At 48.4% G+C, this 13,363-nt stretch carries 7 protein-coding genes; all 7 read left to right on the top strand.

From position 1 onward, the window contains the following. Positions 1-10 precede the first annotated feature (10 nt). Positions 11-5,821: a BACON domain-containing carbohydrate-binding protein gene (locus M2134_RS08090; protein WP_280752357.1), complete on the top strand. Its 5,811-nt coding sequence runs from the start codon at positions 11-13 to the stop codon at positions 5,819-5,821. A gap of 1,048 nt (positions 5,822-6,869) precedes the next feature. Beyond that, positions 6,870-7,661: a DUF3575 domain-containing protein gene (locus tag M2134_RS08085; protein WP_280752358.1), complete on the top strand. Its 792-nt coding sequence runs from the start codon at positions 6,870-6,872 to the stop codon at positions 7,659-7,661. Then, the gene (locus tag M2134_RS08080; protein ID WP_280758155.1) at positions 7,658-8,650 is read left to right on the top strand and encodes a DUF5119 domain-containing protein; all 993 of its coding nucleotides are present in this window, start codon (positions 7,658-7,660) and stop codon (positions 8,648-8,650) included. Before M2134_RS08085 ends, M2134_RS08080 begins: the two co-directional genes overlap by 4 nt. A gap of 105 nt (positions 8,651-8,755) precedes the next feature. Next, entirely contained in the window at positions 8,756-10,522 is a 1,767-nt protein-coding gene (locus tag M2134_RS08075) for a fimbrillin family protein (protein WP_280758154.1), read from the top strand. Between the two features lie 58 nt (positions 10,523-10,580). Further along, positions 10,581-11,771, top strand: coding sequence for a fimbrillin family protein (locus M2134_RS08070; RefSeq protein WP_280758153.1), 1,191 nt, complete (start codon positions 10,581-10,583; stop codon positions 11,769-11,771). A gap of 20 nt (positions 11,772-11,791) precedes the next feature. Then, positions 11,792-12,667, top strand: a complete 876-nt coding sequence (locus tag M2134_RS08065) for a fimbrillin family protein (RefSeq protein WP_280758152.1) — start codon at positions 11,792-11,794, stop codon at positions 12,665-12,667. Between the two features lie 358 nt (positions 12,668-13,025). Further along, a partial coding sequence (locus M2134_RS08060) for a transposase (RefSeq protein ID WP_280758151.1) occupies positions 13,026-13,363 on the top strand: 338 nt, incomplete at its 3' end.

The raw sequence follows: 13,363 nt of genomic DNA, 5'->3' as shown, positions 1-13,363 counted from the left end.
GCAAACAATTATGACACATAAATTCAAACAATTCAATATCAAGGTAGGTTTACTTCTGGCATTGTGTCTGATGGTCTTTCTGAACACAGGATGTGATGAAAGTGATCCTACAGTTTCTACTTCGGTAGAAGAGATGTTTATTAGCAATGAAGCGGCCAATATCCCGATTACCATCAAATCGAATACGAGCTGGACAGCCAGTAGCGACGCGGAATGGCTTTACCTCTCCCAGAAATCAGGACGGGGAACAACCGATATTAATATGATGGTAGAAGCGCTGGTTTCCGACAAACCGCGTACCGCCACCGTTACTATCTCTGCCGAAAACGGCAATAAGACATCTATTAAAGTAACCCAGAACGGACTGACGGAAACCGGCATACGCATTACGCCGAAGACCATCACCGTAGGCCCGAAAGCCTCACTGGGTAATACCTTCGGGGTAGTGGTTCAATACAGCGACGCTGTCGTATCCGCCGTGGTTACCTCAGGTGAGAACTGGATCAAGAACCTTACACCTTCGACCGATATCGACGGATACGTGAAGAATGTGCTCTACACCTTCGCAGCCGACGAACATACCGACGCGTTCGCCCGTGAAGGCAAGATCACCGTTACGGTGACCTTCGCCAACCAGGTGCATACCGAAGAGATCACCGTGATCCAAAACGGTTTGGGCACCCCGACCATCTCTACACAGGAACGTATCTACCTGATGCACAACCAGACCTCCTACGCGCAGAACATGTGGGTAGAAGATGGCGATCAGACCAATGTACGCTACGAATGTCATGTCACCTCCTCACAGTCGGGAACAGGCAACGAAGGTCCCTGGATCACCAGCGCGGCTGTTAACGCCAATGGTATCCTGGAACTGACCACCCTGGTAAATACCTACGACGAAGTACGCGAAGGGGAAGTGATGGTCATTGCTTTCCGTGGCGCTGCCTCTATCAAGACAAGCATTCATGTGATCCAATCAGGACACCGCTCTGCCGGAGCTAACATCCCGAACTCCCTGTTGACACATGATTACAAAGCAGCTACTCACCAGATGGCGCTTAATCCGATCAACGACTCCAAACTGAAAGTGGTAGCCAATAACTCCGTAAACAACTGGGTGAAATCGGTAACCATCAATAACGACGGTGTGATGACCTATGCCCTGGCCGCCTACGACGGCTCTATGGGAAGCTACCGCGAAGCAACGATCTCCCTGGAAGCATCCAACGGAAACAGCAACACGGTATATTACTATATCACCATCCGTCAGTATGCTCCGGAAGCAGCAGGCCTCAGCTTGCCGACTTCGTTGATGACACACAACTCAAGAGCTCAGTTAGGTATTATGCCTGTGAACGCCAATTACGCTTCTACCGTTGAAGTAGTAGGTGTTTCTCAAACATGGGTAACGAATGTTAGAATCTTCGCTTCCGAGCTTGTTTACGAACTCGATGCCTACGATGGTGCCGAAGGTGCATACCGCGAAGCAATCATCACCCTGAAAGCCACCAACGATCATACCAACGCAGCTTACTACTACGTAACCATCCGTCAGCACGCGCCCGAAGCGGCCGGTATGAACAATACGGTACAGATCATTACATTCAACTCCGACGGTACAACCGATAAGTCAGTCTATGGAGAACAGCAGGTAGCCCTCCTGCCGTTGAACTCGATCAACGGATCAACACTGGTGTACGAAGGTGTATCCGAAGACTGGGTAACCATCCAGGGATTGGAAGTAAGATCTACCTTCGACAACGCGATGAACTACACCCTGACCTATGGCGTGGATCAATTCGACGGCCGCGAAGGCGATATGCGTGAAGCGGTGATCACCATCAAAGCAAGCAATTCGCATGTGAACGACGCTTACTATTATATCATCATCCGTCAGTATGCTCCGTTGGCAGCCGGTGTAAGCGAATACCCAAGCTTGGTGGAACATAGTCATGAAGGAAATTTAATTCCTATCGTAACTCCTGCGTATCTACTGACCTTCAATGCGTTGAATAGATCTGAGATTGAATTCTTACGCGCTGAAAATGTTGGGTTCGGAACCAATTGGTTTATAGAAGGAATCTCCAATCCGATTACAGGCAATGAAAATGATGAAGGCGAAGCCCGCAGATATACCTTCCGTTACCGCTTACGCCAATACAATGGCGCAGATGGTCCATACCGTGACGTTCGCCTGGTATTTAGTGCTACCAATACGCACAACAATGCCTCTTATTTCTATGTAACGATTCGTCAGTACGCTCCGGAAGCAGCCGGTATCACCGTCAGCGATCAGGTGATTATGATTACCAGCCTCGAACAATCCGGACGTGTCGACTTTACGACATTGAATGGTTCTAAACTGGTTGATAAGTATGTTCGTTATGAACAATATGACGAAGAAACTTCCTATGATTGGTTGACGCTTAATGATAATGTCGAAAAAGGCAGAAACGATCTTCATAGCATAACTTTCAACGCAAAAGCCTACGACGGTTCTGTTGGTGACTTCCGCGAAGCACAGATCTACTTAGTAGTAAGAAACGACCATGCCGACCGTATGCTGTATAAGGTAGTGGTTCGCCAGTATGCTCCGAATGCCGCGGGTATCAGCATCAGCGAGCAAGAGGTTCATATCAGTTATCAGGCAACAGAAGTTATTGACGATGAGCCACAGGCTCGTACGATTTCTTACGAAATATTGAATGAATCGAAAGTAACGTCAGCAACCTCATCAGCCAGCTGGTTGAAGGTAATTAGATTCGCGGATGGCGAAATCGCTTACACCGTTGAGTCATTTGCCGGAGGACAGGCAGGTAACACCAGAGAAGCAACCATCAACCTGGTGGTAGAAAACAGCCATGCTAACCCGATTACCTACACGGTTAAGGTGGTTCAGCACGCGCCGGAAGCCGCCGGTATCTCTATCCCGACCACACCGATCGTTATTCCGACGGCAGGAACGCTGGAGAATGGCTTTAGAATTCCGTTCACATCTCAAAACGGATCCAGAGTAAGTGGAGTAGATAAAGATCAAATAACCTGGTCACCAAACGACTACACGTTTATCAGTAGACTATTCTATGATAATGATACGGAACAACGCTTATTGGTATACGCTAATCCGTTCGACGGCTCAACCGGCGACGCTCGCTACGTATATATCAATGTACCTGTAAGCAATGATCATGCCAATAAGGTTTCTTATATGCTGACATTGGTACAGTATGCACCGAATGCGGCAGGTATCAGCATCGATGATGCGCCATACCATGTTAGCTATCAGGAAGTCGAGATGGAAGAAGCAGTCTACAGCGTGCCTTACGAGTTATTAAATGGTTCCGGAGTAGAAGATGTTAAAACAGTATCTGTCGGTGGTTGGTTAGAAGCAATGGATGTGCCCACGTTAGGCAGCAAGGATCCCAAAGGCACTATTTACTTTGGTGTTAAGAAGTTTACCGGAGGTCAGGCAGGCGACACCCGAGAAGGCAAGATCAATATCTCGGTGAAGAACAGCCATAGCAATCTGATCACCTATACCATCACGGTGGTTCAACATGCACCGGAACCTGCAGGTCTTTCTATCCCGACTACACCGCTGGTGATCCCGACGGAAGGAACAGGACCAACATCCGCAACAGGCTTCTGGGTGAACTTTACACCTCAAAACGGTTCTAGAGTAGATTGGGAAAACATCAGAGTCACACCACTCGGTGAAAAAGGCAATGGTTCCTTTATTTACAACTATTATACCGACAATGATAACAAGCAGCGCATATCGGTTCTCGCTAATCCTTACAATGGATCAACCGGCGACGCTCGTTACGCTTATATGACAGTTCCGGTTAAGAACGACCATGCCAATGCAGTTTCTTATGTATTGACATTCGTTCAGTACGCACCGGGTGACGCGAAGATCACATTGGCTAATCAAACAATGGAAATTCCGCATCTGGCAGCTGATGGCAATCCTTTCAAAGGTACTGTAGCCTATACTTTGAAGAGTGGTTCATCGATTACATCGATCACCACCGATGCTACTACTTGGATTACGGAACTGAAACCGGCGACACTTCCCACTTCGGCAAGTGGCAATATCGAATTTACCGCCTTGAAGTATGACGGTTCGAATGGTGCTACCCGCGAAGGTATTATTACCATTAAGATCAAGAATACCCAAGGAGTAGAAGAAGTATATAGCATCAAGGTTATACAGAAATCACCGGAAGCCGCAGGCATCTCGTTGGCTTCTACGGAGGTGTCGGCACCGTATAAGGGAGCGACCACGGATAATTACACAGGTACTGTTGCCTATACCTTGAAGAATGGTTCTTCTATCATTGATATCTCAAAGAATGTTGATTGGTTAACCGATCTGCTGCCGGCGGCGACTGAATCAAACCCCATCAGCACAAACGGCAATATTTCCTTTACCGCTACGAAATACAACGGTGCGCAAGGTGCTACCCGTGAAGGTATTATTACCATCACGGTAAAGAACGACCAGGCAAACCAAGAGGTAGTCAGCATTAAGGTGACGCAAGGCGCGCCGGAGGCTCCGGGTATTGAATTGCAGCAGGAAATGATTGAAATACCGTCAACGGCGATAACAGGTGGCGCAGGTGTGATTAATTATACACTGCTTAATGGCGCGGGTATTACCGGTATTGAGGTTACAGGAAATGGGTTGACTATTGCTACGCCATCAGCTTACCCTTACACAGGCTCTGTAATCAATTACAATATTACGGCTTACGATGGTAGCGCGGGTGATTACCGCGACGCGCTGGTGACACTGACCATTAAGAACGATTATTACCAAGAGATCAAACGGACAGTAACCATTCGTCAATATAAACCGAATGCCGCGGGCATAGATATGCCACCGATGTTTGTGACACATGCATTGCCGGAGGACCTCGCAAAGTCACTTCCGTTGAATGTGAAGGCTGGTTCTGAGGTTAAAGTACTGGAGTATACCAATGCTGGTTACTTTGCTCTTGATAAAACACCAACGGTTGACGCTTCAAATCATTTAACCTATGAGTTAACTCCATTCGCCGCCGCCGCCGGTACTTTCCGTGAGTCTGTCGTTACCTTACAGGCGACTAATACAGCAAGTGGTGCTATGGCTAACTACTATGTCACCATCCGCCAGTATGCGAAGGATAATACAGTAGGGTTGAATTCTGAGTTGCCGGCTTATTTGGGATTTGGAAGTGAGGCTACGAGCTTCTCTCTGCCGTTAGATTTCCTTGAAGGAACGACTACCGCTTCGGCCGTTTTCACATCGACAGCAGGAGGCAATTGGGTTACCACACCAGCAGCAGACGTGCTGAACAAGAAATTAACCTTTAATGTAACTGCGAACACAACGACTGATACTCGGGAAGGTTATATTACCTTGACGGTTGGTAACGGAACGAAAAATGCTGTTTATTATATTAATGTACGGCAGTATGCAAGTGGTACTCCTATTGCACCGGCGAATTATACCATAACTGATCCGGAGGTACATACTAGCCATTTGTTCACAAAGAGTTATTCTGGTGTTATTCAGTTGAATAATGTTACAGGAGCAACGGTAACTCCGTCATGGACAGACACCAGTTTATGTACTAAAGACACTGGACATACTGCTTCATATAATAGTAATGGAGGTGTAGAGGTTTCATTTACAATGAATAACACCGATGATGATACCCATTTCAGCACTAATCCTCACCCCATAGGAATAGTTACGACTACAGTAACATCAGGTAATGCAATATATACGTTTACGACAAAAGTATATCTTAAGCTTACCATAACCCCCTAATCACCCTTCGGGTGTTAGCGTATAACATTTGATCAGAGAGTTGCAAGGTTCGCCTTGCAACTCTCTCTCTTTAAACCATCCGGCACCATAAAGAGAGAGACCGCCCCGGTATCTCCCGTTTACTCTGAAGGAGTGACTTGTAGGTTATTTGCATATATCTGGTCGTTCCTTCAGAACTCCATTGTAGTTATACGCTGATACCCAGGGTTCCCTGCGGTCACCCATGGGCTGGATTGAATCGCGCTTACAGCGCTCCTTGGGAATCAAATGGGAGAAGAGGGGAAGGAGAAAGGAGAAAGGAGTGATTAATGATTAATGATTAATGATTAGTGATTAATGGGGAGTGAGGGGTGAAGCAATGGAGGAGAAACAACAAATAGCAATCATAGATTGCTCCGCTCTGTAGCCAGTTGCCTCAGGCTGCTGGTCTTTGAAGGAAGGAAATAGGAGAAAGGAGTGATTAATGATTAGTGATTAATGGGGGAGTGGGGAGTGGGGAGTGAGGGGAATAACAAATAGCAATCATAGATTGCTCCGCTCTGTAGCCAGTTGCCTCAGGCTGCTGGGATTCAAATGGGAGGGAATGTGAAGGAGAAAGGAGAAGGGAGAAAGGAATTGGATAGAGGGCGCGCAAACGCCGCCTGGCGGCGATATGTATACAGCCCCGTGCGGAAGCGCGGGGTAATGAATCGCGCAATCAACAGCGCCGCATAGCGGTGCTATGTATTTGTTTTGATGACTGTTGCATAGCACCGCTACGCGGCGCATTTTTTGTGTGTCCCTTTCCCCCGCGCTTCCGCACGGGGCTGTATACATATCGCTGCTATGCAGCGCTTCCTCACTCCAATTTCCTTCCCCTTTCTCCCTTCTCCTTTCTCCCCCTACCCCCACACAAACAAACTGTCACAAAAACCGCATCGACCCCCATGAATCGTATCCCTTTTTGCAACTATTTGAGCAAAACAGCCTGTTTATTCCAAAAAAACGATATATCTTTGCATCCGCACACTATAAAAGTCAAGACATAAAAGACGTAACCGTTTACGCTTTGAAACGAACAATACTACTGATATCGTCCCTATGCGGCGCATTATTGCTTCCAGTCAACTTAGTAGCCAGCGAGGCTACTGAGGGGGTAAACGCGCATACGGATACGATCCCGGAAACAAAGACGATAACGCGTGTAGACACCATCTACATCGAAAAGATTGTGTATGCGCAACCGGAGGCTCCACCCTTACGGAAAAAGAGGCCTTTTCTGATGGCTATTAAAACCAACCTTCTCTATGATTTGGGGCTATTGCCCAACCTATCCATCGAACTGCCCTTCGGGCGAAAGCGTGAGTGGTCCGCCCTGATCGAGGGCAACTGGTCGTGGTGGGACACCGGAGCCGACCGTTACAACTATCATCGCATCCAACTGGCTGGCATCGAACTACGCCGGTGGCTCCCCTCCTTTTACTGCAACTGCGACAACACCACGCCCTTGACCGGATGGTACATCGGTGCCTATGGCTATGGAGGCGACTACGATATCCGCCTGTTTGCCGACAAAAACAGCGACCTGGGACAACAGAGTCTCTGGACCTATTCCGCCGGGCTCACAGCGGGCTATTCAATGATTATCGGCAAACGGTTTAACCTTGCCTTTGGCATAGGCGCCGGATATATAGGAGGCGAATACAGCAAATACAACGTAAGCGAATGTAAGGAGGGTGTGTTTCCACGCGTCAGCCGCCACGAGCGCAATTATTTCGGTGTGACGAAAGCCGAGGTATCACTCGTATGGCTGATCGGAAAAAGCCCCCACCGGCAAAAAGGAAAGGAGGCGTCGCGATGAAAAAGACATTACTCTTACTCCTGACAGCCTTTATCACCCTCTCCTGCCAACATAAAGAATTGAGCGACGATGATTTCTGCGGCACGGGTGACAATGCCATCAAGGTGGTCGTACATTGGGACGATCCCGCCACACAGGCGCGCTCGATGCGTATCAACCTCTTTTCGGCCACACCGGGCGTGGCAGACTACGGACGCGACGACGTGCCGGCCGCCGGCGTGAAACAGATCTACCTGGAGAGCAACGCCGCCTATCGCCCCTACTGCTACGACTACAACGCCTCGAATATATACTTCCGTAACGAGCAAAACGGCGAAACGATCGAAGCCTATTTCTCCGGTGCGTCGCGGGCTACCTACGACAACTACGTCACCAAAGCGCCTTACGAATCAACCTATAGCGCCCCGTCGGGTGGTGAGTTCTATATCCATGCCTGGACCACCTCGTTTGAGGTGATCGCCAACAGCCCCGTGGAGCAGACGATCGACTTCTACCCCCGGAACGTCTTGCGGCAGTTCACCTATCGCGTCAACAATATCATCGGGCAAGGAAACATCAAAGATATCCGCGGCGCGGCATCGGGCATGGCTGCGACGTTTGTCTTCCATACCAATAGCCCAAGCGACACGCGTTCGACCATGCTGTTTGGTAATGTCAAAAAGGGATACGACGCGGAGAAAAAATGCGGCTACCTCGAAGGGGAGTTCTATACCTTCGCACCGGTGGCACCCTATGAGAACTGGTTCACGATGGAGATCTACTCCATGGCAAACAAATACCATAACGCCTCCTGGAACGTATCGAACCAGGTCGGCGAATCGATGGCGGACCGTGCCGCCAAACTGGCACGCGACGGATACGATATATTGATATGGAACGATCCCGAGGGCGAAGGCATCGAAGAGATCGACCCTGGCGAAGGAGGCTCGGGCGGCGGTTTCGATATCGGCGTCGGCGAATGGGGGGATGAAGTGATTATCGAACTGTAAGAATTAATTAAACAACTAAATATAAGGGTGTATATGAATAGTAAAACAACGCAAGCGCAAACGACTTGCAAACAACAAAAAGAAAACATTCAATTAGTATCAGCCATGAGAAGAATGCTTATGCTGGCAGCCTCTGCTGCCGTTATGCTGACATCCTGCTCGAACGACAAGGAGATCGGCGATGTAGAGGGAGACAAAAATGGGAGCGAAATCAATTTCCGCACCCTGATCGACAAAGGTGCCGAATCGCGCGCCACCGTAACAAACTCTGAGAATATCCTCGGCTTTACCGTGAGCGGTTGGTGGGATAAGACCACAGATGGCACGACTACTGAGCTCGGAAACACCAATACGGGAGGCTATCTATTCAACGCCTTCGACCTGACACGCCGCGAAGCGGGGGTGACCGATTGGGAGTACGATCCGAAGATTTACTGGCCTTCATCGGGCAAAGGCGTTCTGTTTTATGCCTACAGCCCGGCATCGTCTAAACATGTAACGAAGGGTAAAGGCCTTTATGATTACAAAGGAGGTTCGATCGAATACACCGTGCCCGATCCGGGTGAAGCGGAAGCGCAGGAGGATTTCCTATTGGCACGAACAGGCAACTTAAACAAAGAGACGGTAAAACTGAATTTCGCCCATGTGCTTTCGAGAGCCACCTTCTCCGCCAGAAAGACGAATACGGATATGACCTATCTGATTAAAAGTGTCACCTTGGTGAATATCAAGAAAAACGGGAAGATCGACTACGCGGTTATTCCGACAGGCGGCAGCTTTGCCGATGAATATGCTACCGCGCTTGCCGCGAATAAAAGAGTCGTACACTGGACAGACCACGCGACACCCGATGGAGGAAATGATAACCTTTCCATCGACCTGGGTGAGACGCCGGCTTTTGTGCAGTATGATGAAAGCAAGTTCCACTCTATCCTGGGTGAAACAAACGCGCTGATGGTGCTTCCGCAGACCACTAAGCTGTGGGATGATACTAAAGAGGGATTGGCCAATAAAGGCTTTGCCATCCAGGTGGAATACAAAGCCTATCTCGATGTGAACGATCCGGGCACCTATTACGCCGGTTCTCCTACCACCTGGAAGGAGGTCTATTTCCCGGTACTTGACGCGGCGCTTACGACAGAGGAAAGCCCCGTCGCACATACCTTTGAAATCGGTCGCCAATATAACTTCGCCCTGACCTTCGGCGTTGCTGAGGCGGGTGGCAAGATTGGCTTCGATGTAAATGTAGGCGACTGGTCGGACGCTCCCGTGGTGGAGGTGCCGCAGATCAGTAATTACTACCCTGAGTATATCAGCGAGAAGCTGGCGGCAGCGGTTAAAGCGGATTATGCAAGCACTGGCGTCACGCTGGGGGATATATTAAATAAAACAAAGATAGTTGTGATGAATATAGCCAATGCAGAGGCAGCCCAAAAAGAGCTGAAAGGCATTGAGTATTTTGCTAATCTCGAGACGCTTTGCCTCAGTCAGACAAAAGGACTTACGCTCGACCTATCCAAGCTGGAGAGTCTTAATAAGATAAGCATGGGACTGGGTGTAAGCTTTGATGAATTGGATATCTCCTGCCTAAAAGAGAGGGAGCAGCAGCTGACGTTTGATGTCTATAATACCACGATGAGGCTTGATGGTTCGAAAGATGTGGATGAGCTGAACAATCTTGTCACGATAACTACCTTAAAGGTATGGAGCGGGTTCACAACAAATATTGATAGAAGAGACTGGCTATTTATGCTAAACACTCATTCCAATGGCAATACTGCTAAGGCAACCGTTACCGCAACAACAATCGAACCGTTAAGTGGTACTACAGACGTTACAATAACAAATGCAGCAGGCACATATTACGAATAACTCTTTATAGCGAGAGCCTAAAAACAGCAATAAAACAACTAAAATAAATCATTTCAATATGAAAAAAATATATTTACTGGCGGCATTGGCTTCCGCCATCACATTCACTTCCTGCTCGAACGATCAGGAGATAGATCATAATCTGACAAACACGAAAGCGATTGGCTTCCGTACCTTTATTGATAAAGGCAACGGCTCGAAAGCCGCCGTTACGACAAGCGATAATATCCTCAGTTTTACTGTAACCGGCTGGTGGGATAGAGAAAACAAAAAGACTTTCGCAGATGCGAAAGATGAAGCTGGTAATATCCCAGCGGATCAATATATGTTCAACGCCTTCGATATCTCCCGTCGTGAAGCAGGCAACTGGGCCTATACCCCGGTGCGCTACTGGCCCGCGGAGGAGATTATCGGCGGGGGCATCACCTTCTTCGCTTATAGCCCGGCGGCGTCTAAAAATGTAACAACAGGACTTACCAACTACAAAGGCGCAGCAATCGCTTATACAGTGCCTGATATTTACGACACGAACAATAAAACGCAAGGCCAGGAGGATTTCCTGTTGGCAAGAACGGATGCGTTGACAGGGAAAACGGATGATCTCAATAGTAATGGCAATGTACAGCTCACCTTTACCCATGCCCTTTCGCGGGTAAAATTCTCCGCGCGTACGACCAATACCGGTCTTACCTATGTGATTGGTGGCGTGGAGCTGGTTAATATCGCCAAGTCGGGAACGATCGACCTGGCAAAGATCCCGGTTGATGGCGCATTCACCTATAATGACAGTGATCCGACTGACAATGTTCCGGTTGTATTGTGGAAAAAGGGTGATGATCGTGGCAATTTAGGCCTCGATATCGGCGAATCACCTATCAATCTATTGGGGGAATATAAATCCTTATTGGGCGACTACAACGCGTTGATGGTCTTGCCGCAGACCACCGAGGTGGGGGATAAGGCAGATGAAGTCAGAGGCACAATACCCTCTGGGGGCTTCTGGATCAAGGTAAGCTACAAAGCCTACCTCAACAATCCCGACAAAGGCACCTACTTCGCCGGTTCTAAAGAGGCCTACGAAGATCGTTACTTCCGGGTGATCGACCCATTGCGCTCGACAAGTACGACGGAGCAAGGATTTAGCTTCGAGATCGGACGCCAGTATAATTTCTATCTTACCTTCGGTGACGAAGCGGAAGAGGCAATCAGCTTCGAGGTGGTAGTAGGAGACTGGAGCGACGCGGATTAATGCAGCTCCGTAATCCTCTTATGAGACGAACAGCCCATATCCTATTCGCCCTGGCCGCCTTGTTGTGGACAGGATGCAGCGAACATACCGATCCCCTGCCCGGCGACACTGCCGGGCGGGCGATTGCTTTTTCGTGTGTCGAAGCGGGAACACGGGCGGAGGAGACAACCGAAGAAACACTTCGTATGTTCCGGGTATCGGCCCGATGGAACAGACCGACAGGTGATCCTGTCAACGACTATATGGACGATCAATTGGTAGAGAAACGCGACGGAGCGTGGATCTACTCACCCGTTTGTTATATGCCTACGCAGGGCACGGTCGACTTTTTTGCTTATAGCCCGGTAGATGATCCGGGGTTAGATGATTGTATGTTTAGTGATGAGCTTGTATTATTGCAATATACAATACCGACACATCCCGCCAAACAAAAGGATTTTGTCATAGCACTGACGCTCGGACAGACCTCGCCAAAGATACCGCTTACATTTATTCATACGCTCGCTTCCGTTCGGGTAGAGGTGAAAAGCAGTGGAAACCCGATAAGTATTGAAAATATCGTATTAAGCGGACTAAGCAATGCAGGAACGCTTACATGCGAGTTTGATTCCAAAAAAGCAATCCCATGGAGCTGGAGTGTAGATAATACGAGTAGCGACTACACCCTGTTTGATGGTAAACCGATAACAGTAACTGATGCAGGGTATACATCCATTATAGACCCGAATGTAGTGGGAACACTATTGGTTATTCCGCAAGCCAATAATAGCCTTGCCCCTTTCACTCTTCAGGTAACCTATTCCAATGGCTCTGAAAGCGACCTAAAAAGCTTTCCTTTATCTTCCGACTTCGCCTTTGACATGGGGCAAAAGTATGTTTTTCAGATCGAGATCTGAGACTATCACCTCCTATTATAGTTACCGCTATGCGGCGTTATTGATCATACGTCCTATTCCCCCGCGCTTCCCACGGGGCTGGATACGGGTCGCCTGGCGGCGTTTGGTGCGGGATCTTCAGGTTTGAAGGAGAAAGGGAGAAGGGAGAAAGGAGAAGGAAATTGGAGTGAGGAAGCGCTGCATAGCAGCGATATGTATACAGCCCCGTGCGGAAGCGCGGGGGAAAGGGACACACAAAAAATGCGCCGCGTAGCGGTGCTATGCAACAGTCATCAAAACAAATACATAGCGAGGCTGTAATTTGAACTGTGTCAGCAAAGCGTAATAAAAGTATTAACTTTGCTAACACAGTTTTTTTATGGAAGATTTTAATTTTGAAGAGATTAAGAACAAGGCATTGGAACAGCTGAAGTCTGGCAAATCCTTGTTGGGGAAAGATGGAGCGTTTGCTCCATTATTGGAAAGTATCTTAAATGCTGCCTTAGAAGGAGAAATGGATGCTCATTTAGATCCTGATGAGCGTGAGTCTGGTAATCGCCGCAACGGCAAAATGCACAAGCAGGTTCAAACACCTTTAGGTGAAGTTACCGTATCAACGCCCCGTGATCGCAACTCCACCTTTGATCCTCAGTTTATCAAGAAACGTGAAACCATCTTAGCTGATAATGTTGCTGACCGAATTATCGGTTTGTATGC

It is taken from the genome of Parabacteroides sp. PM6-13 (assembly GCF_029892605.1).
Lineage (GTDB): Bacteria > Bacteroidota > Bacteroidia > Bacteroidales > Tannerellaceae > QVMG01.
Note: the sequence above shows the minus strand (reverse complement) of the source record. Positions and strands in the feature narration are given on the sequence as shown.